Raw genomic sequence first — 24,325 nt, 5'->3', positions numbered from 1 at the left:
ATCGCAGCCGTCAGCGTCGTCTTGCCGTGGTCAACGTGGCCGATCGTGCCGATGTTGCAGTGCGGCTTAGTGCGTTCGAACTTTTCCTTGGCCATTTTCTAGCTCCTGGGTCCCCGAACCGGGGGTCCTGATTGGTTTGGGGATGAAGGCGGGCGGTCTGCGCGCAAACCGCCCGGGTTTCAAGTGCGCCCGCCGCGAACGACGGGACACAAATGGGTTTAGGCGTACTTCTTGATCACTTCGTCGGCGACGTGTTGCGGCACCGGCTCGTAGTGATCGTACTGCATGGTGAACTGGGCGCGGCCTTGCGACATGCCGCGCAGGGTGTTCACGTAGCCGAACATGTTCGCCAGCGGGACGAAGGCGTTGATGACGATGGCGTTGCCGCGCATGTCTTGACCCTGGATCATGCCGCGACGGCCGTTCAGGTCGCCGATGACCGAGCCGAGGTATTCCTCGGGGGTCACGACCTCAACCGCCATGATCGGCTCGAGCAGCTTGGGCGAACCCTTTTCCTTCAGTTCGCGGAAGGCGGCGCGCGCCGCGATTTCGAACGCCAGCACGCTGGAGTCGACGTCGTGGTACTTGCCGTCCGTCAGGGTCGCCTTGAAGTCGATCAGCGGGAAGCCAGCCAGCAGGCCGTTGTCCTTGATGGAGTTCAGACCCTTTTCAACGCCCGGGATGAACTCCTTGGGCACTGCGCCGCCGACGATGGCGTTTTCGAACACGAAGCCCGAACCCGGTTCACCCGGCTCGAACGTGATCATGACGCGGGCGAACTGGCCCGTACCGCCGGTTTGCTTCTTGTGCGTGTAGTCGATGTCGACCTTGCGGCCCAGCGATTCACGGTAGGCCACCTGCGGCGCGCCGATCGTGGCGTCGACCTTGTAGGTACGGCGCAGGATGTCGATCTTGATGTCCAGGTGCAGTTCACCCATGCCCTTCAGGATCGTCTGGCCCGACTCGTGGTCGGTCGAGACGGTGAAGGACGGATCTTCCGAAGCCAGCTTGGCCAGAGCCACGCCCAGCTTCTCTTGGTCGGCCTTGGTCTTGGGCTCGACCGAGATCTCGATCACGGGCGCCGGGAATTCCATCTTCTCAAGGATGACGGGCGACTTCAGGGGATCGCACAGGGTGTCGCCCGTGCGGGTTTCCTTCAGGCCGGCCAGGGCGACGATGTCGCCAGCGTAGGCTTCCTTGATGTCCTGACGGTCGTTGGAGTGCATCTGCAGCATGCGGCCGACGCGCTCACGCTTGTCGCGCGACGAGTTCAGCAGCGACATGCCCGTTTCCATCTTGCCCGAGTACAGGCGGCAGAAGGTCAGCGAGCCAACGAAGGGGTCGTCCATGATCTTGAACGCCAGAACCGACAGGGGCTCGTCGTCCGAAGCCTTGCGGGTGACCGGCTCTTCCGTCTTGAAGTCGATGCCCGGGGTCGCCGGAATGTCGGTCGGCGACGGCAGGTAGTCGATGACGGCGTCGAGCAGAGGCTGAACGCCCTTGTTCTTGAAGGCCGAGCCGCCCAGGATCGGATAGAAGGCGCCGGTCAGAACAGCCTTACGGATGCACTTCTTCAGCACTTCGACCGAGGGCTCTTCACCGCTCAGGTAGGCTTCCATGGCTTCGTCGTCGAGCTCGACAGCGTTGTCGATCAGGTACTGACGGGCCGCGGCGCACTCTTCAGCCATGTCGGCCGGGATTTCACGGATGTCGGCGTCGGCGCCGACGGTGTCCGTTTCCCAGACGTAGGCCTTCATCTCGACCAGGTCGACCACGCCCTTCAGCAGGTTTTCCGAACCGATCGGCAGTTGAATCGGCACAGCCTTGGCGCCCAGGCGGTCGCGGATCGACTGCACCGAAGCGGCGAAGTCGGCGCCGATCTTGTCCATCTTGTTGACGAAGACGATCCGCGGGACCTTGTACTTGTCAGCCTGACGCCAGACGGTTTCCGTCTGCGGCTCCACGCCGGCGTTGCCGTCCAGAACCGTCACGGCGCCGTCGAGGACGCGCAGCGAACGCTCGACTTCAATGGTGAAGTCCACGTGGCCGGGGGTGTCGATGATGTTGAGGCGCTTGCCTTTCCAGAAGGCGGTCGTCGCGGCCGACGTGATGGTGATGCCGCGTTCTTGTTCCTGGTCCATCCAGTCCATGGTGGACGCGCCATCGTGCGTCTCGCCCATTTTGTGGTTCTTGCCGGTGTAGAACAGGATCCGCTCGGTCGTCGTCGTCTTGCCCGCGTCGATGTGGGCCATGATGCCGAAGTTGCGGTAGTCTTCAATCTTATGCGTGCGGGGCATTGGAGTTGCCTTCGGGGTGCTTCGCGGACGCGACGGGCGCCCAAGGTGATATCGGATAAGACAGCGCGGGCGATTTAGCTCAAACCGCCCGCGCCGGATAGTCTCAGATAAGCGCGCCACATGGCGCTTTGAAGACGCTTACCAGCGGTAGTGGCTGAAGGCGCGGTTGGCTTCGGCCATCTTGTGGGTGTCTTCACGCTTCTTGACCGCGGTGCCGCGGTTGTTCGAGGCGTCCAGCAGCTCGGCAGCCAGCTTTTCCGTCATGGTGTTTTCACCGCGCTTGCGCGCAGCGTTGACGAGCCAACGGATGGCCAGGGCGCGACGGCGCTCGGGGCGAACTTCGACCGGCACCTGGTAGGTGGCGCCGCCGACGCGACGCGAACGGACTTCGACCGACGGCGCGACGTTGTCGAGAGCCGTGTGGAAGGTTTCGACCGCAGGGTGGTCTTTCTTCTTCTCGGCCAGGATATCAAAGGCGCCATAGACGATGTTCTCGGCGACGGCCTTCTTACCTTCGTACATGACGTAGTTCATGAACTTGGTGACGATCAGATCGCCGAACTTGGGATCCGGCAGAACTTCACGCTTCTGGGCGCGGTGACGACGCGACATAGGTTATTCCTTGCAGTGCCCGACAGACGCCGGGAAAATCTCTGAGGGTCCAGACCAGCAGGCCTGAAAACGGTTCGCTTACTTCGGACGCTTGGTGCCGTAGTGCGAACGACGCTGCTTGCGGTCCTTGACGCCTTGCGTATCGAGCACGCCGCGCAGGATGTGGTAACGCACGCCGGGAAGGTCTTTCACGCGGCCGCCGCGGATCAGAACAACCGAGTGCTCTTGCAGGTTGTGACCTTCGCCGGGGATGTAGCAAACGGCTTCGTGGCCGTTCTTGGCCAGACGGACCTTGGCGACCTTACGCAGAGCCGAGTTAGGCTTCTTCGGGGTCGTCGTATAGACGCGGGTGCAAACGCCGCGGCGCTGGGGCGAACCTTCCAGAGCCGGGACCTTGTTACGGGTGGGCTTGGGCTTGCGCGGCTTGCGGATCAGCTGGTTGATCGTAGGCATACGATTTGTCTCTTTTCGATGTGGAGGCGTGTGCCTTTCGGCCGGGGCGCCTCATGAGCCTTCTTTTGGACGCCGCCTTAACGCCGCCCGGGTGTTGGTCTCGAGCGAGCCGCAGCAGCCAAACGAAAAAACCGGAACGCGCGCTTTGGGCGTTCCGGCGGGCACAGCCCGTCCGTTCAATTGTCACGATCTCAATGGACAGCGAACCGCCCACGTCTCGAAAGTGCGCGCGATGTACGCGGGATGGGTGAACGCGTCAAGTGATTCACCCCGATCCGGGCGGCCGGGCCAAACGAACAACGTTGCGGAAACTCCGAAAACACGCCCCTATATCGCCACGCTTGTCTTTGCATCATCCCCTCGATGCAGGAGTCGCCATGACCGTCGCTGTGCTGAACCCGTCGGATCGTCCCTCTGCGCGACGGGCGCGTCCTGGATTGCGACGCGGGCTAATGATGGGCGCTTCGCTGTCGCTGCACGTCGGCGTGCTGGGATCGATGATCCTGTTGGCCGCCGACGAGGGCCGTCCGCCGGCCGAACCTCCCCTGCCGCCGATCATCCAGCTGGAGATTGAACGTCCGCCCCGCCCCCCGCAATGGCGCCCCCAGCCTCAGCCGCCCGAGCCGCTCCGTCAGGTCGAGCCGGTAACCCTGCCGCAGACCGAGCCCCTCGTCAGGCCCGAACCTGAAAGCCAACCGCCCTTGCCCCTGGCGGTTCCCGCGCCCGCGCCGCCGTCGCCGGCATCGCTCCCCTCCATTCAGGTCGCCCCTGTCCCCGCGCCGTCGCCTGCCCCCAAGCCGGCCCAAACCCTGTCCCCTGCCCCCGTTCCGGCGGTCGTCCCGATCACGACTCCTGCCCTCGCGCCCGTCGTCGCGCCGCCGGCGCCTCCGGTTGTTGCGCCAGCGCCCGCTCCTGCTCCGCCGGTGGCCGCGACCACACCCAGCGTCCCGGCCCCGGCTCTGCCGGCGCGTCGCCCCGCCAAGGACAAGGATGAGGACGAGGCCGCGAGCGGCCCCCCTTCCCCACCGATCCCGCGCATGGCCATGCCGGCCCCAGGCGGCCCCGCAGCGCCGCCTGCCGGCGGCGTCGCCGACGCCTGGCGCGTTGCGCCCGAAGGCCAGGCCGGCCGCAACGCCCGCGCCCTGCGCACCTCGCCTGCCGGTTGCCCGTCCACCGGGATGCTGACCCAGAGCGAGCGCGACATTTGCGACGAACGCTTCAACGCCCGCGCCGCCGAAGGCGCCGAGCGCCGCATCACCGGCAGCGGCAACGCCCAGCGCGACGCCCGCTTCGCCCGCGAAGGCGCGCGTGAGATGCAACGCTATGAACAACAGCGTCGCCCGCTATCCGGCGGCGTCGGGGTGGTCGGCCCGGCCGACTGCCCCGGCTCGAACTTCGGCACAGGCTGCGCCGGCGCTCACCTCAAGGATGTAACAGGCGTCGACATGCGCCAGGGCGCCCGCAGCACCGTCAACGAGGGCGAACGCCGAAGCAGCGGCCTCTCCGCCAATATCGGCGGCCTGCGGGTCGGCGGGGACTGACAGCAAGCCCGTCGCCCTCGCTGGGGTCAGCGCGCCCGCCCCGACGGCGGTAGGCCCACCGGGGCCTCAAGTAGCCCGAAGGGCGGTAGGCCCAAAAGAAAAGAGCGGCGCTGTCACCAGCGCCGCCCTCTTCAGTCTTCAGTTCCGAAACGGATTAGTCGTCCGACTTTTCCAGTTCCAGGGCCAGGTCGGCCGGCAGCGGCTCGATGGCGTCTTCGCGAGCCTGCGTCAGCTGCGCGTCGCGCTCGTTAGCCAGCTTCTGCAGCGAGCGCAGATAAGCGCCCGTGCCCGCCGGGATCAGGCGGCCGACGATGACGTTTTCCTTCAGGCCTTCCAGCATGTCCTTCTTGCCGTGGACCGAGGCGTCGGTGAGGACGCGGGTGGTCTCCTGGAAGGACGCCGCCGAGATGAAGCTGCGGGTCTGCAGCGACGCCTTGGTGATGCCCAGCAGAACGGGCTGCGTGATGGCCTGACGGCCGCCGCGCTTCTCGACCTTGGCGTTTTCCAGAACGGCTTCGGCCACTTCGACGGTGTCGCCGCGGATCAGGGTGGTTTCACCCGAATCCAGAACTTCGACCTTCTGCAGCATCTGACGGACGATGACTTCGATGTGCTTGTCGTTGATCGGCACGCCTTGCAGTCGGTAAACCTCCTGCACTTCGTTCACCAGATACTCGGCCAGCGCCTCGACGCCCTGGATGCGCAGCAGGTCGTGCGGATCCGGGTTGCCGTCGATGATGTAGTCGCCCTTCTGGATCAGATCGCCGTCGTGGACGGAGATGTGCTTGCCCTTCGGGATCAGGAACTCGACCGCCTCGCCCTGCTCGCCGTCGGCGTTGACCTCGGGCGTGATCTTGATGCGGCGCTTGTTCTTGTAGTCGCGACCGAACTCAACGCGGCCATCCATCTCGGCGATGACGGCGCAGTCCTTCGGACGACGGGCTTCGAACAGTTCGGCGACGCGCGGCAGACCGCCGGTGATGTCGCGGGTCTTGGCGCCCTCGGTCGGAACACGAGCGATGATCTCGCCCGGCTTGACCTCGTCGCCGTTGGACACGGACAGAACGGCGCCCACGGGCAGCAGGTAACGGGCGTCAGAGCCCGAAGCCAGCTTGGCGTAGGTGTCGCCCAGGGTGACGCCCATGGCCGGACGCAGGTCCGAACCGCGGGGGCTGGCGCGCCAGTCGGAAACCACGCGCTGGGCGATGCCCGTCGCTTCGTCGGTTTCTTCGCGGACGGACAGGCCCTCGACCAGGTCTTCGAAGCGAACGACGCCGCCGACTTCCGTCAGGATCGGGGTGGTGTAGGGGTCCCACTCCGCCAGGCGCTGGTTCTTCTTGATCTCCGCGCCTTCCTTGACGCGCAGGCGGGCGCCGTACGGGACCTTGTGGGTCTCGCGGTCCTTGCCGTCGACGACGATGGTGACGACGACGTTGCGGCTCATGGCCACCAGGTCGCCGTGCGCGGCGGTGACGGTCGGGCCGACGATCTTGGCGATACCGGCGTTGGTCGCCTCGTAGAACGAGGTTTCCGCCACCTGGGCCGTACCGCCGATGTGGAAGGTACGCATCGTCAGCTGGGTGCCCGGCTCGCCGATCGACTGAGCCGCGATAACGCCGACGGCTTCACCGATGTTGACGTTGGTGCCGCGCGCCAGGTCACGACCATAGCACATGCCGCAGATGCCCGCGTCGGCTTCACAGGTCAGGCCCGAACGGACCTTGATCGACTGAACGCCGGCCTTGTCGATGACCTCAACCTCTTCTTCTTCGAGGTAGGTGTCGGCAGGGAACAGGATCTTGTCGCCGCCCGGCTCGCGGATGTCCTCGGCCGCATAGCGACCCAGGACCCGTTGGCCCAGCGAGACCAGCACGTCGCCGCCTTCGACCACGGCGCGCAGCGTGATGCCGCGCGTCGAGCCGCAGTCTTCTTCGGTGACGATCGAGTCCTGCGCCACGTCCACCAGACGACGGGTCAGGTAACCCGAGTTGGCGGTCTTCAGCGCGGTGTCGGCCAGACCCTTGCGGGCGCCGTGGGTGGAGTTGAAGTATTCAAGGACGGTCAGGCCTTCCTTGAAGTTCGAGATAATCGGCGTCTCGATGATCTCGCCGGAAGGCTTGGCCATCAGGCCGCGCATGCCGCCCAGCTGCTTCATCTGGGCCTGCGAACCACGGGCGCCGGAGTTGGCCATCATGAAGACGGAGTTGATGTCCGGCTCCTGTCCCTTGATCAGGACGCGAGGCTGGGCGATTTCCGCCATCATCTCGTCAGCGATCTTGTCCGTAGCCTTGGACCAGGCGTCGACGACCTTGTTGTACTTCTCACCCTTGGTGATCAGGCCGTCGGCGTACTGTTGCTCGTACTCCTCGACCTGGGTCCGGGTTTCAGCGACCATCTGCGCCTTCTTGGCGGGGATGACGATGTCGTCCTTACCCACGGAAATGCCGGCCTTGGCGGCTTCACGGAAGCCCAGCTGCATCATCTGGTCGGCAAAGATGACCGTCGCCTTCTGACCGCAGTGGCGATAGACCTGATCGATCAGGTTGCCGATTTCCTTCTTGGTCAGGTTCTTCTCAAGCAGGCTGTAGCCGATGTTGGCGTTGTGCGGCAGCAGCGCGCCCAGCTTCATCCGGCCCGGCGTGGTGTCGATGACCTTGGTGACGACTTCACCGGCCGAGTTCATCTCGGTCCAGCGCGCCTTGATCTTGGTGTGCAGACCGACGACCTTGGCGTCCAGAGCCGCGTCGATTTCACCCATGTTGGCGAACAGCTTGCCTTCGCCGGGCTGCTTTTCCTTGACCAACGACAGGTAGTACAGGCCCAGGACGATGTCCTGCGACGGCACGATGATCGGCTTGCCGTTGGCGGGCGACAGGATGTTGTTCGTCGACATCATCAGGACGCGCGCTTCGAGTTGCGCCTCCAGCGACAGCGGGACGTGAACAGCCATCTGGTCGCCGTCGAAGTCGGCGTTGAAGGCGGTGCAGACCAGCGGGTGCAGGCGGATGGCCTTGCCCTCGATCAGCTTGGGCTCGAACGCCTGGATGCCCAGACGGTGAAGCGTCGGCGCGCGGTTCAGCATGACCGGGTGTTCCCGGATCACTTCTTCCAGGATGTCCCAGACCTGCGGCTGCTCACGCTCGACCATGCGCTTGGACTGCTTGACGGTGCCCGACAGGCCCTTGGCGTCCAGACGCGCATAGATGAACGGCTTGAACAGCTCGAGCGCCATCTTCTTCGGCAGGCCGCACTCGTGCAGCTTCAGTTCCGGACCCACGGTGATGACCGAACGGCCCGAGTAGTCGACGCGCTTGCCCAGAAGGTTCTGACGGAAGCGGCCCTGCTTGCCCTTCAGCATGTCGGCCAGCGACTTCAGCGGACGCTTGTTGGCGCCCGTAATGACGCGACCACGACGACCGTTGTCGAACAGGGCGTCGACCGACTCCTGCAGCATCCGCTTTTCGTTACGGATGATGATGTCGGGCGCGCGCAGCTCGATCAGGCGCTTCAGGCGGTTGTTACGGTTGATGACCCGGCGATACAGGTCGTTCAGGTCCGACGTCGCGAAACGGCCGCCGTCCAGCGGCACCAGCGGACGCAGTTCCGGCGGGATGACCGGCACGATCGTCAGGATCATCCACTCGGGCTTGTTGCCCGACTCGAGGAAGGCTTCGATCAGCTTCAGGCGCTTGGACGCCTTCTTGGCCTTCATTTCCGAAGGGCTGTCAGCCAGCTCGCCGCGGTGGCGTTCGGCTTCGGCGTGCAGGTCGATGCCCATCAGCAGGTTGCGGACGGCCTCGGCGCCGATTTCAGCCGTGAAGCCGTCGTCGCCGTACTCTTCCTGGTAGCGATAGAACTCGTCTTCCGTCAGCAGCTGGTTCTGCTTCAGCGGGGTCAGGCCCGGCTCGGTGACGATGTAGTTTTCGAAGTAGAGGACGCGTTCCACGTCCTTCAGCGCCATGTCCAGCATCAGCGAGATGCGCGACGGCAGCGACTTCAGGAACCAGATATGGGCGACCGGGGCGGCCAGGTCGATGTGACCCATGCGCTCGCGGCGAACGCGAGCCAGCGTGACTTCAACGCCGCACTTCTCGCAGATGATGCCCTTGTACTTCATGCGCTTGTACTTGCCGCACAGGCATTCGTAGTCCTTGGTCGGGCCAAAGATACGGGCGCAGAACAGGCCGTCACGCTCGGGCTTGAACGTACGGTAGTTGATGGTTTCCGGCTTCTTGATCTCGCCGAACGACCACGAACGGATCTTCTCGGGCGAGGCCAGGGCGATCTTGATCTGGTCGAAGGTCGGCGTGACCGGGACCGGGTTGAAGATGTTCAGGACTTCCTGGTTCATCTTTTTTCCTTCTGCGGGAATGCCCCGCGAAAATTCATTCAGAGAGGAGAGGCGGTCGGACCGCCCTCCCCCGCCAGGCGGGAGAGGGCTTCAGTTTCCGATCAGCTGTTCTCCAGCTCCACGTTCAGGCCCAGCGAGCGCATTTCCTTGATGAGCACGTTGAAGCTCTCGGGAATGCCGGCTTCGAAGCTGTCGTCGCCGCGGACGATCGCTTCATAGACCTTGGTACGACCAGCCACGTCGTCGGACTTCACCGTCAGCATTTCCTGCAGGGTGTAGGCGGCGCCGTAAGCTTCCAGAGCCCAAACCTCCATTTCCCCGAAGCGCTGTCCGCCGAACTGCGCCTTACCGCCCAGCGGCTGCTGGGTGACGAGCGAGTACGGGCCGATGGAGCGGGCGTGGATCTTGTCGTCGACCAGGTGGTGCAGCTTCAGCATGTAGACGTAGCCGACCGTGACCGGACGCTTGAACTGCTCGCCCGTCTGACCGTCGAACAGGATCGACTGACCCGAACGATCCAGACCGGCCGATTCCAGCAGGTCCTCGATGTCCGAGATGTGCGCGCCGTCGAAGACCGGGGTCGCGAAGGGCACGCCCTTGGCCAGGTTTTGAGCCAGTTCGATCAGGTCTTCGTCGCTCTGCGGCAGCGGGGTGTCGGCGCCGTAGATCTCGGTCAGACGCGACACCAGGGCGTCACGCATGCCGCCGTCCATCCACTGGTCGAGCAGGCCCTTGATCTGCTTGCCGAGGCCGGCAGCGGCCCAACCCAGGTGGGTTTCGAAGATCTGACCGATGTTCATGCGCGACGGCACGCCCAGCGGGTTCAGAACGATGTCGACGTGGGTGCCGTCGTCCAGGTGCGGCATGTCCTCGACCGGCAGGATCTTGGAAATGACGCCCTTGTTGCCGTGACGGCCGGCCATCTTGTCGCCCGGCTGAAGCTTGCGCTTCACGGCCACGAAGACCTTGACCATCTTCATCACGCCCGGCGGCAGCTCGTCGCCGCGCTGCAGCTTCTCGACCTTGTCTTCGAAGCGACGGTCGAGCGCTTTGCGAGCGTCCTCGAACTGCTTCTTCATGGCCTCCAACTCGCCCATCGCCTTTTCGTCGTCGAGGGCGACCTGCCACCACAGGCCCTTGGACACTTCGGCCAGCTTCTCTTCGGTCACGTCGCCGCGGCCCATGCCCTTCGGACCGGACACGGCGGACTTGCCGAGCAGCAGCGGCTTCAGGCGGCCATAGACGTTGCGCTCAAGGATCTTGAGCTCATCGTCGCGGTCCTTGCCGAGGCGTTCGATTTCGGCGCGTTCGATCGCCATGGCGCGCTCGTCCTTGTCGACGCCGTGACGGTTGAAGACGCGCACGTCGACGACCGTGCCGGCGACGCCGGGCGGCAGGCGCAGCGAGGTGTCACGCACGTCCGAAGCCTTCTCGCCGAAGATGGCGCGCAGCAGCTTCTCTTCCGGCGTCATGGGGCTTTCGCCCTTCGGCGTGACCTTGCCGCACAGGATGTCGCCCGGCTGGACTTCGGCGCCGATGGCCACGATGCCCGCTTCGTCGAGGTTGCGCAGGGCTTCCTCGCCGACGTTGGGGATGTCGCGGGTGATTTCTTCCGGGCCCAACTTCGTATCACGCGCCATCACTTCGAACTCTTCGAGGTGGATGGAGGTGAAGATGTCGTCGCGCACGATGCGCTCGGAGATCAGGATGGAGTCTTCGAAGTTGTAGCCGTTCCAGGGCATGTAGGCGACCAGGACGTTACGGCCCAGGGCCAGTTCGCCCAGGTCCGTCGACGGGCCGTCGGCGATGACGTCGCCGGCCTTCACTTCATCGCCCACGCGCACGATCGGGCGCTGGTTGATGCAGGTCGACTGGTTGGAGCGCTGGAACTTCGACAGGCGGTAGATGTCGACGCCCGAACGGCCCGCGTCGGATTCCGACGTGGCGCGGACGACGATACGCGTGCCGTCGATCTGCTCGACCACGCCGTCACGGCGGGCGACCACGACAGCGCCGGAGTCCACGGCCACGACCGCTTCCATGCCCGTGCCGACCAGCGGCGCATCCGACTGCACCAGAGGCACGGCCTGACGTTGCATGTTGGCGCCCATCAGTGCGCGGTTGGCGTCATCGTTTTCCAGGAAGGGGATCAGGGCCGCAGCGACCGAAACAACCTGTTTCGGCGACACGTCCATCATGTCGACGTCGGCCTTGGTCAACAGCTGGGATTCACCGTTGATCCGGCCGGGGACCAGGTCCTCGACGATCTCGCCGTTGCGCAGTTCGATGTTGGACTGGGCGATAACGTGCTTCGCCTCCTCCATGGCCGAGATGTAAACCACCTCGTCCGTGGCCTTGCCGTCCTTCACGCGACGGTAGGGGCTTTCAATGAAGCCGTACTTGTTGACGCGCGCGTGGGTGGCCAGCGAGTTGATCAGACCGATGTTCGGGCCTTCCGGCGTTTCAATCGGGCAGATGCGGCCATAGTGGGTCGGGTGAACGTCGCGGACTTCGAAGCCGGCGCGCTCACGCGTCAGACCGCCCGGGCCAAGCGCCGAAAGGCGGCGCTTGTGGGTGATCTCCGACAGCGGGTTGGTTTGGTCCATGAACTGCGACAGCTGCGACGAGCCGAAGAATTCACGCACCGCGGCCGCGGCCGGTTTGGCGTTGATCAGGTCGTGCGGCATGACCGTGTCGATATCGACCGAACTCATGCGCTCCTTGATGGCGCGCTCCATCCGCAGCAGACCGACGCGGTACTGGTTTTCCAGCAGCTCGCCGACCGAACGCACGCGACGGTTGCCCAGGTTGTCGATGTCGTCGATCTCGCCGCGGCCGTCCTTCAGGCCGACCAGGATCTGCAGCACCTTCAGCACGTCGTCCTTTTGCAGGACGCGGATTTCGTCGGAAACCTCGGGGGTCTCCAGACGCATGTTCATCTTGACCCGGCCCACAGCCGACAGGTCGTAGCGTTCGCTGTCGAAGAACAGCGAGTTGAACATGGCTTCGGCGGCTTCCGGGGTGGGCGGCTCGCCCGGACGCATGACGCGATAGATGTCGAACAGGGCGTCTTCACGACCCGTATTCTTGTCCACGCGCAGGGTGTTGCGCATGTAGGCGCCGACCGTGACATGGTCGATGTCCAGCACGTCGATGGTGGTGAAGCCGCGCTCTTCCAGCAGGGCGATCGACTCGGCGTCCAGCTCGTCGCCGGCCTCGGCGTAGATCTCGCCGGTCTCATAGTTGACCGCGTCGGCGGCCAGGTACTTGGTCAGCAGGGCGTCGGCGGCCAGCGACAGCGACGTCAGACCGCCGTCAGCCAGTTTCTTGGCGGCGCGGGCGCTGATCTTCTGACCGGCCTGGGCGACCACTTCGCCGGTGTCGGCGTCGACCAGGTCGAACTCCGGCTTCACACCGCGCCAGCGTTCCGGCTTGTAGGGCGTGACCCAGCCTTCGCCGCGCTTCTCGTAAGGCACAGTCTCGTAGAAGGTCTTGAGGATTTCCTCGCCGTCCATTCCCAGGGCCAGCAGGAAGCTGGTGGCCGGCAGTTTGCGACGACGGTCGATACGGACGAAGACCACGTCCTTGGCGTCGAACTCAAAGTCGAGCCACGAACCGCGGTAGGGAATGACGCGAGCGGCGAACAGCAGCTTGCCCGACGAGTGGGTCTTGCCCTTGTCGTGGTCAAAGAAGACGCCCGGCGAACGGTGCATCTGCGAGACGATCACGCGCTCGGTGCCGTTGACGATAAAGGTGCCCTTGTCCGTCATGAGCGGGATATCGCCCATGTAGACGTCCTGCTCCTTGATGTCCTTGACCGAACGGGCGCCCGTTTCTTCCTCGGTCTCAAAGACGATCAGGCGCAGCTTGACCTTCAGCGGCGCGGCATAGGTCATGTCGCGCTGGATGCATTCTTCGACGTCGTACTTGGGGTCCTCGAACTCGTAGGACACGTACTCCAGGACGGCGCGCTCGTTGAAGTCCTTGATCGGGAAGACCGACTTGAAGACCGCCTCGATGCCCTGCTCCTTGCGGATCCCGCTGCGCACTTCGCGCTGCAGGAACTGCTCGTAGGAAGCGCGCTGAACCTCGATCAGGTTCGGCATCTTCACCGCTTCGGGGATGCGCCCGAACGAGTGACGGATGCGCTTCTTGCCGGTGAACGAGGTGGCGGAGGCGATCTTACCCAGGGCGAGACCGTCAGTGGAGTTTGCCATTCTGTTTTCCCAATCGCGAGCCGGTAAAGGCCCGACGTCAATGCAGCAGCCACGGCCCGCCAATCCGGCGATCCGTGACCATTAATTCTCGCGGCGCTCACCCTCGATCCGCATAGGATCAGAGCGCCTGATATGCTCGTCCCTTGGGAAAGGGACGGCGCCTGCGCACCGGTCGGAGGGCGACAAACCGGGCTTGGGCGCTTTCGCGCGGGATTCATGGAATCTGCGGAGCGGCATATATACGCCGTTCGACGGCGAAATAAAGGCCCGCCGGAAGAGTTAAAGCACGCCGTCATCCCCGGGCGGCGCAGCCGAACCCAGGACCCAGATGGCGGACACAGGCGCCGTCCAGCCAGAATCAAACGCCTGGGTCCCGGCTCTTCGCTCCGCTTCGACCGGGATGACGGTGTGTTGAGGCACTTATCGACACCGCCAAGCCTTGTGATAAGCCTAGCGGTTATGAACCGCATCATTCTGCCCGCGCTCGCCGCCCTCGCCCTGACCCTTTCCGCCTGCGCCTCAGCGCCCGCCACGACCACGCAGGTCGTGCCGCAAGGTCCCGCCACCCAGGAGAACTGGGAAGTCGGCCAGGCCGCCTACCTGATGTGGAACGGCCAGCGCCACGGCTGGACCACGACGCCGTCGGGCCTGCAGTACCGCCGCGTCGGCAAGGCCCACAAGAATGGCGTGCAGCCGACCGCGACCGACACGGTCAAGGTCCACTACCGCGGGACCTTCATCGACGGTCGCGAGTTCGACAGCTCCTATTCTCGCAACGAGCCGGCCAGCTTCCCCCTGAACCGCGTCATCAAGGGCTGGACCGAGGGCGTCGCCCTGATGCGGACCGGCGAGACCTATGAGTTCGTCATCCCCGCCGACCTGGCCTACGGCCCGCGGTGGATGGGCACGGAAATCCCGGCCAACTCCGCCCTGCGCTTCACCGTCGAACTTCTGGAAGTGAACCCGGCGAGCTGACACCGCTTCGTCATGCGGCCTTGACGCAGGGTGCGACACATTGTGGTCTGCGCCCCGCATCGGGCCGCGAGGGGGCGGCCGTTTCCGGATAGTTTTGTGATGAAGCGTTTCGCCCTGGCCGTCAGCGCCGCCGCCCTGCTGATTTCTGTGGGCGCGCCCGCCCTGGCCCAGGTCGGCACGCCCGCCCTGCCCGTCGCCCTCGCGGCGATCCCAGCCCCCAAGGATGTGGCCTACCCCGGCGTCATCACCATCGACGTGGACGCCACCGACATCGACCGCCGCCTGGTCCAGGTGCGCCAGACCATTCCCGTCACCCAGGCCGGGCCGATGGTCCTGCTCTACCCCCAATGGCTGCCCGGCAACCACAGCCCCGCCGGCCCCGTCGCCAACGTCGGCGGCCTGACGTTTACCGCCAACGGCCAGCGGCTGGAGTGGGTGCGCAACACGGTCCAGCCCTGGGCCTATCAGATCGACGTCCCCGCCGGCGTCAGCCAGGTCGAGGTCGCCTTCCAGTGGCTCACCCCGATCGAGGGCAATCAGGGCCGCGTCGTCGTCACACCCGAGATGCTGAACATCCAGTGGGAAAAGGCCCTGCTCTATCCGGCCGGCTATTACTCGCGTCAGATCACCTTCAAGCCGACCCTGAGACTGCCCGCCGGCTGGAACTACGGCGCGGGCCTCGACACCGTCAGCTTCGAGAACGGCCTGGCGACCTTCGCCCCCCTCACCCTCGACCATCTGGCCGACAGCCCCGTCTTCGCCGGCCAGCACTACCGCCAGATCGACCTCGATCCCGGCGGTCGCTCGCCCGTCCGCATGAACGTCGTGGCCGACACGGCCAAGATGCTGGAGGCCACCGACGAGCATATCCAGCTGCACCGCAACCTGGTCCAGCAGGCCGACCGCCTGTTCGGGGCCCGCCACTTCGACCACTACGACTTCCTGGTGGCCGTGACCGACAAGCTGGGCGGCATCGGCCTGGAGCACCAGCGCTCGTCCGAGAACAGCGTCGATCCCAAGTACTTCACCGACCGCGAAGATACGCTGGCCGACCGCGACCTCTTGGGCCACGAGTACACCCACAGCTGGAACGGCAAGTGGCGCCGCCCCGCCGACCAGATGACGCCGAACCTCAATGAGCCGCTGCAGAACTCCCTGCTCTGGGTCTATGAGGGCCAGACGCAGTATTGGGGCCTGGTCCTGACCGCCCGCGCGGGCCTGATGAGCAAGCAACAGGCGCTGGACGTCCTGGCCATGACCGCCGCCAGCTTCCAGAACATCCCGGGCCGCCAGTGGCGCGCCATGCAGGATACCACCAACGACCCCATCATCAGCCAGCGCCGCCCGCAGCCCTGGAGCTCCTATCAGCGTAGCGAAGACTATTACCGCGAGGGCTCGCTGATCTGGCTGGACGCCGACACCCTGATCCGCGAGCAGACCGGCGGCAAGAAGTCGCTGGACGACTTCGCCAAGGCCTTCTTCGGCGCCCAGGACGGCGACTGGAACCCGGCTCCCTACACCTTCGACACCGTGACATCGACCCTGAACGGGGTGCAGGCGAACAACTGGCCCGCCTTCCTGCGCGAGCGTCTGGACGCGGTCGGCCCCAACTCGCGCGGCCCGCTCGACGGCATCGAGCGCGGCGGCTACCGCCTGGTCTTCAAGGAGGAGCCGTCCGGCTACATGGGCGCCCTTTACAAGGAACTGGGCCGTAACGACTTCACCTATTCGCTCGGCTTCATGATGAACAAGGCCAACCGGATCACCTCGGTCGTCTGGGGCGGACCGGCCTTCGAGCAGGGCCTGACCTCGGGCTGGGAAGTCGTCGCCGTCGCCGGTCGCGCCGCCTCGGCCGACGCGCTCAAGGAGGCCGTTACCGCCGCCAAGGGCTCGACCGATCCGATCGAGCTGATCCTCAAGAACGGCGACGTCTTCAAGACCGTCCGCTTCGACTACCACGACGGCCTGCGCTACCCGCATCTGGAGCGGATCGAGGGGACGCCCGACCGCCTGGGCGACATCCTGTCGCCTCGCCGTCGCTGACGCCGCCTGCCAAGCCTTACGCCTGATTACCTCTGAGTTCTGGATACCCGATGACCCGACGCCTGCCTGCCGCCGCCCTCGCCCTGTTGCTGACCTCGGTCGCTTCGACCGCTCTGGCTCATGCCCCGCAGGCCTGGACCGGCCCGCAGGCGCCGGCTTCGCCCACGCCCCAGAACACGCCGCTGGGCCTGCCCCGCGCCCTGCCGCCGATCCCGGCCCCGACCGCCGAGACCTACCCCGGCGTCATCAAGTATGAGGTCGACGCCACCGACGTGGAGCGCAAGATCGTCCGCGTCCGCCAGACCATCCCGGTCACGGCCGGGCCTCTGGTCCTGCTCTATCCCAAGTTCCTGCCCGGCAACCACGCCGCCACCGGCCCGATCCAGCTGATTTCGGGCGTGACCGTGACGGGCGGCGGAGCTCGCATCGACTGGCTGCGCGACACCATCGACCCCAACGCCTTCCACGTGGACGTGCCCCAGGGCGTCAGCGAGATCGTGGTCGAGTTCCAATGGCTGACCCAGCCCGACAACGCGACCTGGCGCGTGGTCATGACCCCCGAAATGGTCAACCTGCAGTGGGAGAAGGCGCTCCTCTACCCCGCCGGCTACCGCTCGACCGGCATCACCTTCGCCCCGTCGATCCGCCTGCCGGAAGGTTGGAAGTACGGCGTGGCTCTGGACACCGAGCGCTATGAGAACGGCGTGGCGACCTTCCGCCCCACGGACCTCTACACCCTTATCGACAGCCCCCTGTTCGGCGGCGCCCACTTCCAGCGCATCGAGATCGACCCGCGCGGCGAGGCGGTTCACCTGAACATCGTCGCCGACGAAGCCAAGAACATCGCCCCGACGCCGGAGCAGATCGCCTGGTTCGAGAACCTGGTGACCCAGACCGACCGCCTGTTCGGCGCCCGCCCCTATGACCGCTACGACTTCCTGGTCGCCGCCACGTCCAAGATGGGCGGCATTGGGCTGGAGCATCACCGCTCGTCCGAGAACTCGGTCCCGACAGACTTCTTCACCAACTGGGGCAAGAGCATGGGCGCGGTCGGCCTCTTGCCGCACGAGTTCGTCCACGCCTGGAACGGCAAGCGCCAGCGCCCCGCCGACGAACTGACCGCCAACCACAACATCCCGACCCAGAACACCCTGCTGTGGGTCTATGAGGGCCAGACGGAATACTGGGGCGATGTGCTGACCGCCCGCTCGGGCCTGGCCTCCAAGGACGACATTCTGGTCACCGTGGCCGAGAACGCCGCCTTCTACGACAACCAGCCCGGCCGCGAGTGGCGCCCGCTGCAGGACGTCAACAACCACAACCTGCTCGGCTACCGCACCAGCAATCCCTATTCGTCGTGGATGCGCGGCACGGGCGACTACTATCGGGAGTCCCTGCTGATCTGGCTGGACGCGGACACCCTCATTCGTGAAGCCACCAACGGCAAGAAATCGCTGGACGACTTCGCCAAGGGCTTCTTTGGCGGCGACGACGGCTCCTGGGCCCCGCGCGGCTACACCTTCGAGGACGTGGTCGCGGCGCTGAACGCCGTGCATCCGCACGACTGGGCCAGCTTCCTGCGCACCCGCCTGGACGCCAACGGCCCGGGCGCCAAGGCCCCGCTGGACGGTCTGGCGCGCGGCGGCTACCGCCTGACCTATACCGACAGCCTGACGGCGGCCGAGAAACGCATCCAGTCCGGCTGGGCGACCGACTTCCAGTATTCCCTGGGCTTCACCCTGTCCTCGTCGAACAAGCTGAGCGGCATCCGTTGGGGCGGCCGCGCCTTCGAGGCCGACATCGGGCCGGGCTGGGAACTGGTCGCCGTCAACGACCGCGCCGCCTCGGCCGAGGTGCTGCGCGACGCCGTCACCGCCGCCAAGGGCACGGACAAGCCGATCTCGCTCCTGCTCAAGAACGGCGACCGCTACCGCACCGTGGCCTTCGATTACCACGACGGCCTGCGCTACCCGCGCCTGGAACGCATCCCCGGCACGCCGGACCGCCTCGGCGACATCCTCAGCCCGCGTCGTCGCTAAGGCCGCTTCAGAAACAGAAACGGCCCGGGATCGCTCCCGGGCCGTTTTCGTATGCGCCTGTCGCTTAGGCTTTCAGCAGCTTCAGCAGCGCCTCGGCCGCCTCGCGCGACGAAGCCGGATTCTGGCCGGTGACGAGCGCCCCGTCCGTCACGACGTATGAGGCCCAGTCGGCGCCCTTGCTGTAGCGCCCGCCGTTCGCGGTCAGCATGTCCTCGACCAGGAAGGGCACGACCTGGGTCAGGCCCACGGCTTCTTCCTCGCTATTGGTGAAGCCGGTGACCGCCCGCCCCTTGACCAGCGGCTGGCCGTCCGCGCCCTTCACGTCCTTCAGCACGCCCGGCGCATGGCAGACGAAGCCCGTCGGCTTGTCGGCAGCCGCGAAGGCCTGAATCAGGCCGATGGAGACGGGATCATTGGCCAGATCCCAAAGCGGGCCGTGACCGCCGGGATAGAAGACAGCATCGAAATCCTCGGCCTTCACATCGGCCAGCTTCTGCGTGGCCGCCAGCGCGGCCTGCGCCTCGGCGTCGGCCTTGAAGCGGCGCGTGTCGTCGGTCTGGGCGTCCTCGGCGTCGCTCTTGGGGTCCAGCGGCGGCTGTCCGCCCCTGGGCGAGGCGACGACGATCTCGGCCCCGGCGTCTTTCAGGGCGTAATAGGGGGCGGCGAACTCTTCCAGCCAGAAGCCGGTCTTCTGGCCGGTGTCGCCAAGTTGGTCGTGCGAAGTCAGGACCATCAGGATCTTCATGGGAGGGCGTCCTTTCGATTGTGGAGGTCACAGATGGGAATCCCCAGCACGATCCGCCACGCCCAAAAGAAAACGGGCCGGAGGTTTCCCTCCGACCCGTTCCTGAAATCCGCCTTCGGTCGAAACCGAGGGCCAGGACCCAATCTTACTTGATTTGGATCTTGGCGCCGGCTTCTTCCAGCTTCTTCTTCATTTCTTCAGCGACTTGCTTCGAAACGTTCTCGACGATGTTCTGCGGAGCGCCTTCGACCAGGTCCTTAGCTTCCTTCAGACCCAGGTCCGAACGGACGCCGCGGACTTCCTTGATCACGTTGATCTTCTTGTCGCCGCCGTCGATCAGGACAACGGTGAACTCGGTTTGCTCTTCAGCAGCTTCAGCCGGAGCAGCAGCGCCGGCAGCAGCAACGGCGACCGGTGCGGCAGCCGAAACGCCCCACTTGTCTTCCAGCAGCTTCGACAGTTCAGCGGCTTCCAGGACGGTCAGAGCCGACAGTTCTTCAACGATCTTGGCGAGGTCAGCCATTTTAGTCTTCCTTCGGTAGGATGAGGTTCAGAGAGATATGCAGAGATGACGAGGCTTAGGCGGCGTCTTTGGTCGCGTACGCGTTGAAGACGCGAGCCAGTTGGCCGGCGGGTGCTTGCAGAACGCCAGCGACCTTGGTCGCCGGGGCTTGCAGCAGGCCAATCAGCTTGCCACGCAGTTGGTCCAGCGACGGCAGCTTGGACAGGGCGTCGACGCCCGCGGCGTCCAGCACCTTGTCGCCCATGAAACCGCCGAGGAGCTTGAACTTGTCGTTGCCCTTGGCGAATTCAGCCGCGACCTTCGCAGCGGTGACGGGGTCGGCTGCATATGCGATGCCCACGGGACCCTTGAACAGGTCGTGGTACTCGCTGCCTTCCTCGACGCCCAGCGCCTTAAGCGCCAGACGGTTCTTCACCACCTTGAACGCGCCGCCTTCTTTACGAAGGCGACCACGCAGGTCTTCCATCTCCGCAACGGTCAGACCCAGGTTGTGGGTCACGACCACGGCGCCCGCGTCGGCGAACACGCTCTTCAGCGATTCGATCGACTCGGCTTTTTGTGCGCGGTCCATTGCGGTCTCCAGTTTTGGTATTCGCCGCCGGGCTAATTCCCGACGACGGATTTGGCGATCGCGCCGCGCATTGCTGCACAGCGTTCAGGCCGGTCTTATTGTCCGAAGGAAGCGTGGCCTGTCCTGCCGAGAACGGCTGGACGAAGGTCTTTGCATCCCCATCTCCCCACGGCGCCAGAGGGCTCTCTGGACGATTATGACGCGGGTGGCCCCCACGTCCCGAAGTTCTCGGACAGGATCCGCCTCGGCCGAAGCCTTAGCGAGAAGCCGCGCTCTATACACGGCTGGGCGGGGAAAGCAACGGCGGGCCGGCTCAAGCGCGCCCCTGTCGTCCAATTTGGTTCAAAAGGCGTGCAAGGCCGGGGCAAAGTCGCGGATCAGCTGCGCCAGGTCGTCCTCATGCACCGCCTCGGCCGCTTCGGCCAGGGTCATCCAGCGGCGCTCGCGCTGAAGATCCTCGGGCCAGGCCCCAAGTTGGATCAGCACTTCCAGCGGATAGACGGCGACGACGCAGGCCTGGGTCGCGCCCGACTTTAGCCGCTTGCCATAGCGGAAATGGCCGATGGGCGCCTCCAGGGTCTCACCCTGGATGCCCGCCTCTTCATAGGCTTCCTGAGCCGCCGCCTGGGGGTCGGTCTTGCCAACCATGCGGCCGCCCTTGGGGATGACCCAGCGGCGAGTCTCGCGCGAGGTGATCATCATCACCTCCACGCCGTTCTCGCCCTGACGCCAGGGCAGAGCCGCGACCTGACGGGTCTCGGACGTCTCTGTTCTGGCCGGGCCCGTCATCAGGTCAGGAACAGGCCGCCGAGGAAGTAGAAGATCGCGCCGATGGCCGCCGCCGCCGGCATGGTGATGAACCAGGCGGTGACGATGCTGCGGGCGATGCTCCAGCGCACGGCCGAGACCCGCTTGGCCGCGCCCACGCCGATGATGGCGCCGGTGATGGTGTGGGTGGTCGACACCGGGATGCCCATGCTGGTCGCGGCGAACAGGGTGATGGCCCCGCCCGTCTCGGCGCAGAAGCCCTGCTGCGGGCTAAGCCGCGTGATGCGCGAGCCCATGGTGTGGACGATCTTCCAGCCGCCGAACAGGGTGCCCAGGGCGATCATGGCCTGACAGGTGATGACCACCCAGAAGGGCACGTGGAACTCACCGCCCAGCATGCCGCGCGAGTACAGCAGGATGGCGATGATCCCCATGGTCTTCTGCGCGTCATTGCCGCCGTGACCCAGCGAATAGGCCGAGGCGGAGACAAACTGCAGGCCGCGGAAAATCCGGTCCGCGAAATTGGGATTGGCCTTGGCGAACAGCCAGGACACGATCAGCACCAGCAGCAGGGCCAGCAGGAAGCCGATGGCCGGCGACATGAAGATGGCGCCGACGGTCTTCAGCACGCCGCTGATGACGACCGCGCTCGTGCCCGCCTTGGCGATGCCCGCCCCCAGCAGGCCGCCGACCAGGGCGTGCGAGCTGGACGACGGAATGCCCGCCAGCCAGGTGATGATGTTCCACAGGATGGCGCCCATCAGGGCGCCGAAGATCACCTGATCCGAAATCACATCGGGCGAGATGATGCCCCGCCCGATCGTATCGGCCACATGCAGGCCGAAGAAGAGGAAGGCGATGAAGTTGAAGAAGGCCGCCCAGCCGACCGCATAGATCGGCGGCAGCACGCGCGTCGCGACAATGGTGGCGATGGAATTGGCCGCGTCGTGCAGGCCGTTCAGGAAGTCGAACAGCAGGGCGACGCCGATCAGGAAGATCAGAATCAGAAGGGCGTGATCCATCGGACCCTACAGGTGCTCGACCAGGACGCCATTGATGCGGTTCGCCACATCCTCGAAGCGGTCGATGATCTTCTCGAGGTGATCATAAATCTCGCCGCCGATGATGAACCACAGCGTATTGCCGCCGGTCATGTCGTGGCGGTGCAGCTCATAGAGCGCCTTCATGCCCTCGTCGTAGAGGGTATCGCTCTGGCTTTCGAGCTTGGCGATCTGTTCGGTCAGTTCGTTCAGACGCTCGTGATTCTTGCGCATGGCCGGCAGCAGCGAGATCGCCTCAACCGTCAGGGCGCCGCACTGGACCGCGATGTCGGCCAGCTCGCGCATCTTGGGGGCGAACTCGCGCATTTCGTACAGGGTCACGACCTTGGCCGTCTTCTGCATCTGGTCGATCGTGTCGTCCAGCGAGTCGGTCAGGCCGCGAATGTCGGAGCGGTCAAACGGGGTGATGAAGCTGCGGCGCACCGCGAACATGACCTCGCGCGCGACATCATCGGCCTCATGCTCATGATCAACGATCTTCTGACACCAGCCAGGCGTGGCCTCGCCGCCGTCCATCATCCCGCGCAGGGCTTCTGCGCCCTTCACCAGGGTGGCGGCGTGGGCGTCGAACAGGCGGAAGAAGTTGTCTTCCTTGGGCAGCAGCGCCTGGAACCAGTGCAGCATCAGTCGTCTCCGAAAGGGCCGCACATGGCGGCTGCGCCCCAAGACCGGAATTCACCCCCTGCCGTCAAGTCGTCCGAACACGGAAATCGTTTCAGGCCGGGATTAGTCCTCAAGGTATTCGAGCGCCCGCCCTGCCCCAGCCCCCGCCTAACGACCTCATGCAGCGCGGCAGGCCCCCGGCAAAGAAAAACCCCGGAGATTGCTCTCCGGGGTCTTCCTAAGTTCAGACCAGGTCCGAGATTAAGCCAGCGAAGCCGGATCGATCTTGAAGCCCGGGCCCATCGTCGACGACAGGGTGATACGCTTGACGTACGTGCCCTTGGCGCCGGCCGGCTTGGCCTTGTTCAGAGCGTCCACGTAAGCCTTGACGTTGGCTTCCAGGGCGGCCTGATCGAAGGAGGCCTTGCCGATGCCGCCGTGGGCGATACCGGCTTTTTCGACGCGGAACTCAACGGCGCCGCTCTTGGCGTCCTTGACGGCTTGCGCCACGTTCGGGGTCACGGTGCCGACCTTCGGGTTCGGCATCAGGCCGCGCGGGCCCAGCACCTTACCGAGGCGACCGACCAGAGCCATCATGTCCGGCGACGCGATAACGCGGTCGAAGTCCATGAAGCCGCCAGCGATCTTTTCGTACAGATCTTCTGCGCCCACGATGTCGGCGCCGGCAGCCGTGGCTTCAGCAGCCTTGGCGTCCTTGGCGAAGACGGCGACGCGAACGTCGCGGCCCGTGCCCGACGGCAGGTTCACAACGCCGCGGACCTGTTGGTCGGCGTGACGCGGGTCAACGCCCAGGTTGACGGCGATTTCGATCGACTCGTCGAACTTGGCCTTGGCGTTGTCCTTGACCAGCTTGATGGCGTCGGCGAACGGCAGGAGGTCCTGCGTGACACCGGTGCGGGCTTTAAAGGCCTTGGTTTGCTTAGCCATGATTTAGCCCTCCACCACTTCGATGCCGATGGCGCGTGCCGAACCTTCGATGATGCGCATGGCAGCATCCATGTCGTTCGCGTTCAGGTCTTTCATCTTCGCTTCGGCGATCTCGCGGATCTGCGCCTGCGTCACCTTGCCTGCGGTCTCACGACCAACCAGCTTGGAGCCCGACTTAATGCCAGCGGCCTGCTTCAGGTAGAAGGTGGCCGGCGGGGTCTTGGTGATAAAGGTGAAGGACTTGTCCTGATAGACCGTGATCACGGTCGGCAGGGGCGTACCCTTGGCCACCTTCTCGGTGCGAGCGTTGAACTCCTTGCAGAAGCCCATGATGTTCACGCCGCGCTGACCCAGTGCCGGGCCGATCGGGGGCGAAGGCGTGGCCGAACCGGCCGCAACTTGCAGTTTGATATAGCCGAGAATCTTCTTGGCCATTGGTCTCTCCTATGATGACCCTGACAGAGACTGACGGGGCCGGTGAGCCGTGGTCTGGCATGGCTGCCTCCCACGGATTTGCCGCCAAACGACTCGAAAGCCCTCTGGCGGAGGCGCGCATGTAGCAGGACGTCCCCACGAAG

18 protein-coding genes are annotated in these 24,325 nt (G+C 65.1%); 4 read left to right on the top strand and 14 right to left on the bottom strand.

The features are described 5' to 3' along the window. From HNP51_RS18060 to rpsL, 4 genes are all read right to left on the bottom strand, one after another. Nucleotides 1-95: GTP-binding protein (locus HNP51_RS18060; RefSeq protein WP_132095103.1), on the bottom strand; the 95-nt coding region annotated here is incomplete at its 3' end. 123 nt (nucleotides 96-218) lie between these two features. After that, entirely contained in the window at nucleotides 219-2,297 is a 2,079-nt protein-coding gene (fusA, locus tag HNP51_RS18055; RefSeq protein ID WP_184274025.1) for an elongation factor G, read from the bottom strand. Between the two features lie 138 nt (nucleotides 2,298-2,435). Beyond that, nucleotides 2,436-2,909 carry a 30S ribosomal protein S7 gene (gene rpsG, locus HNP51_RS18050; protein WP_184274022.1) on the bottom strand — a complete coding sequence of 158 codons (474 nt, stop codon included), beginning with the start codon at nucleotides 2,907-2,909 and terminating at the stop codon, nucleotides 2,436-2,438. 78 nt (nucleotides 2,910-2,987) lie between these two features. After that, nucleotides 2,988-3,362: a 30S ribosomal protein S12 gene (rpsL, locus tag HNP51_RS18045; protein ID WP_114818798.1), complete on the bottom strand. Its 375-nt coding sequence runs from the start codon at nucleotides 3,360-3,362 to the stop codon at nucleotides 2,988-2,990. A 377-nt stretch (nucleotides 3,363-3,739) separates the two neighbouring features. Between rpsL and HNP51_RS18040 the strand changes: the two genes are divergently transcribed. Next, nucleotides 3,740-4,903, top strand: coding sequence for a hypothetical protein (locus HNP51_RS18040; protein WP_184274019.1), 1,164 nt, complete (start codon nucleotides 3,740-3,742; stop codon nucleotides 4,901-4,903). Between the two features lie 154 nt (nucleotides 4,904-5,057). On the opposite strand, the gene rpoC is transcribed toward HNP51_RS18040, so the two are convergent. Both rpoC and rpoB read right to left on the bottom strand, forming a co-directional pair. After that, complete coding sequence (rpoC, locus tag HNP51_RS18035; RefSeq protein ID WP_184274016.1) at nucleotides 5,058-9,254, bottom strand: DNA-directed RNA polymerase subunit beta'; 4,197 nt, start codon at nucleotides 9,252-9,254, stop codon at nucleotides 5,058-5,060. Between the two features lie 101 nt (nucleotides 9,255-9,355). Beyond that, on the bottom strand, nucleotides 9,356-13,471 hold the full coding sequence (gene rpoB, locus HNP51_RS18030; protein ID WP_184274012.1) for a DNA-directed RNA polymerase subunit beta: 4,116 nt from the start codon (nucleotides 13,469-13,471) through the stop codon (nucleotides 9,356-9,358). Nucleotides 13,472-13,930: 459 nt separating this feature from the next. Between rpoB and HNP51_RS18025 the strand changes: the two genes are divergently transcribed. The 3 genes from HNP51_RS18025 (at nucleotide 13,931) to HNP51_RS18015 (ending at nucleotide 18,528) form a co-directional block, all read left to right on the top strand. Beyond that, nucleotides 13,931-14,446, top strand: coding sequence for an FKBP-type peptidyl-prolyl cis-trans isomerase (locus HNP51_RS18025; RefSeq protein WP_184274009.1), 516 nt, complete (start codon nucleotides 13,931-13,933; stop codon nucleotides 14,444-14,446). A gap of 99 nt (nucleotides 14,447-14,545) precedes the next feature. Next, a complete protein-coding gene (locus tag HNP51_RS18020; RefSeq protein WP_184274006.1) occupies nucleotides 14,546-16,489 on the top strand; it encodes a M61 family metallopeptidase in 1,944 nt (647 codons plus the stop codon). Between the two features lie 50 nt (nucleotides 16,490-16,539). Then, a complete protein-coding gene (locus tag HNP51_RS18015) occupies nucleotides 16,540-18,528 on the top strand; it encodes a M61 family metallopeptidase (RefSeq protein ID WP_184274003.1) in 1,989 nt (662 codons plus the stop codon). 64 nt (nucleotides 18,529-18,592) lie between these two features. Here the strand turns inward: HNP51_RS18015 and HNP51_RS18010 are convergent, their stop codons facing one another. From HNP51_RS18010 to rplK, 8 genes are all read right to left on the bottom strand, one after another. Beyond that, nucleotides 18,593-19,273 carry a type 1 glutamine amidotransferase domain-containing protein gene (locus tag HNP51_RS18010; RefSeq protein ID WP_184274001.1) on the bottom strand — a complete coding sequence of 227 codons (681 nt, stop codon included), beginning with the start codon at nucleotides 19,271-19,273 and terminating at the stop codon, nucleotides 18,593-18,595. Between the two features lie 145 nt (nucleotides 19,274-19,418). Further along, nucleotides 19,419-19,796: a 50S ribosomal protein L7/L12 gene (rplL, locus tag HNP51_RS18005; RefSeq protein WP_184273997.1), complete on the bottom strand. Its 378-nt coding sequence runs from the start codon at nucleotides 19,794-19,796 to the stop codon at nucleotides 19,419-19,421. A 55-nt stretch (nucleotides 19,797-19,851) separates the two neighbouring features. Continuing rightward, nucleotides 19,852-20,367, bottom strand: coding sequence for a 50S ribosomal protein L10 (gene rplJ / locus HNP51_RS18000; RefSeq protein ID WP_184273994.1), 516 nt, complete (start codon nucleotides 20,365-20,367; stop codon nucleotides 19,852-19,854). 342 nt (nucleotides 20,368-20,709) lie between these two features. Beyond that, entirely contained in the window at nucleotides 20,710-21,156 is a 447-nt protein-coding gene (locus HNP51_RS17995; RefSeq protein ID WP_184273991.1) for an NUDIX hydrolase, read from the bottom strand. Further along, nucleotides 21,156-22,157 (bottom strand): inorganic phosphate transporter, encoded by a 1,002-nt coding sequence (locus tag HNP51_RS17990; RefSeq protein ID WP_184273988.1) that lies wholly within the window; start codon nucleotides 22,155-22,157, stop codon nucleotides 21,156-21,158. Before HNP51_RS17990 ends, HNP51_RS17995 begins: the two co-directional genes overlap by 1 nt. Nucleotides 22,158-22,163: 6 nt before the next feature. After that, the gene (locus HNP51_RS17985) at nucleotides 22,164-22,820 is read right to left on the bottom strand and encodes a DUF47 domain-containing protein (RefSeq protein ID WP_184273985.1); all 657 of its coding nucleotides are present in this window, start codon (nucleotides 22,818-22,820) and stop codon (nucleotides 22,164-22,166) included. A gap of 240 nt (nucleotides 22,821-23,060) precedes the next feature. After that, nucleotides 23,061-23,747 carry a 50S ribosomal protein L1 gene (gene rplA, locus HNP51_RS17980; protein ID WP_184273981.1) on the bottom strand — a complete coding sequence of 229 codons (687 nt, stop codon included), beginning with the start codon at nucleotides 23,745-23,747 and terminating at the stop codon, nucleotides 23,061-23,063. 3 nt (nucleotides 23,748-23,750) lie between these two features. Next, a complete protein-coding gene (gene rplK / locus HNP51_RS17975; protein WP_184273977.1) occupies nucleotides 23,751-24,182 on the bottom strand; it encodes a 50S ribosomal protein L11 in 432 nt (143 codons plus the stop codon). Between the last annotated feature and the right edge of the window lie 143 nt (nucleotides 24,183-24,325).

The sequence above is a fragment of the Brevundimonas bullata genome, assembly GCF_014207965.1.
Classification (GTDB): Bacteria; Pseudomonadota; Alphaproteobacteria; order Caulobacterales; family Caulobacteraceae; genus Brevundimonas; species Brevundimonas bullata_A.
Note: the sequence above shows the minus strand (reverse complement) of the source record. Positions and strands in the feature narration are given on the sequence as shown.

Excerpts from the sequence above, each read along its gene's own strand:
- fusA (WP_184274025.1), bottom strand. The coding sequence starts at position 2,297 with ATGCCCCGCACGCATAAGATTGAAGACTACCGCAACTTCGGCATCATG.
- rpsG (WP_184274022.1), bottom strand. The coding sequence starts at position 2,909 with ATGTCGCGTCGTCACCGCGCCCAGAAGCGTGAAGTTCTGCCGGATCCC.
- rpsL (WP_114818798.1), bottom strand. The coding sequence starts at position 3,362 with ATGCCTACGATCAACCAGCTGATCCGCAAGCCGCGCAAGCCCAAGCCC.
- HNP51_RS18040 (WP_184274019.1), top strand. The coding sequence starts at position 3,740 with ATGACCGTCGCTGTGCTGAACCCGTCGGATCGTCCCTCTGCGCGACGG.
- rpoC (WP_184274016.1), bottom strand. The coding sequence starts at position 9,254 with ATGAACCAGGAAGTCCTGAACATCTTCAACCCGGTCCCGGTCACGCCG.
- rpoB (WP_184274012.1), bottom strand. The coding sequence starts at position 13,471 with ATGGCAAACTCCACTGACGGTCTCGCCCTGGGTAAGATCGCCTCCGCC.
- HNP51_RS18025 (WP_184274009.1), top strand. The coding sequence starts at position 13,931 with ATGAACCGCATCATTCTGCCCGCGCTCGCCGCCCTCGCCCTGACCCTT.
- HNP51_RS18020 (WP_184274006.1), top strand. The coding sequence starts at position 14,546 with ATGAAGCGTTTCGCCCTGGCCGTCAGCGCCGCCGCCCTGCTGATTTCT.
- HNP51_RS18015 (WP_184274003.1), top strand. The coding sequence starts at position 16,540 with ATGACCCGACGCCTGCCTGCCGCCGCCCTCGCCCTGTTGCTGACCTCG.
- HNP51_RS18010 (WP_184274001.1), bottom strand. The coding sequence starts at position 19,273 with ATGAAGATCCTGATGGTCCTGACTTCGCACGACCAACTTGGCGACACC.
- rplL (WP_184273997.1), bottom strand. The coding sequence starts at position 19,796 with ATGGCTGACCTCGCCAAGATCGTTGAAGAACTGTCGGCTCTGACCGTC.
- rplJ (WP_184273994.1), bottom strand. The coding sequence starts at position 20,367 with ATGGACCGCGCACAAAAAGCCGAGTCGATCGAATCGCTGAAGAGCGTG.
- HNP51_RS17995 (WP_184273991.1), bottom strand. The coding sequence starts at position 21,156 with ATGACGGGCCCGGCCAGAACAGAGACGTCCGAGACCCGTCAGGTCGCG.
- HNP51_RS17990 (WP_184273988.1), bottom strand. The coding sequence starts at position 22,157 with ATGGATCACGCCCTTCTGATTCTGATCTTCCTGATCGGCGTCGCCCTG.
- HNP51_RS17985 (WP_184273985.1), bottom strand. The coding sequence starts at position 22,820 with ATGCTGCACTGGTTCCAGGCGCTGCTGCCCAAGGAAGACAACTTCTTC.
- rplA (WP_184273981.1), bottom strand. The coding sequence starts at position 23,747 with ATGGCTAAGCAAACCAAGGCCTTTAAAGCCCGCACCGGTGTCACGCAG.
- rplK (WP_184273977.1), bottom strand. The coding sequence starts at position 24,182 with ATGGCCAAGAAGATTCTCGGCTATATCAAACTGCAAGTTGCGGCCGGT.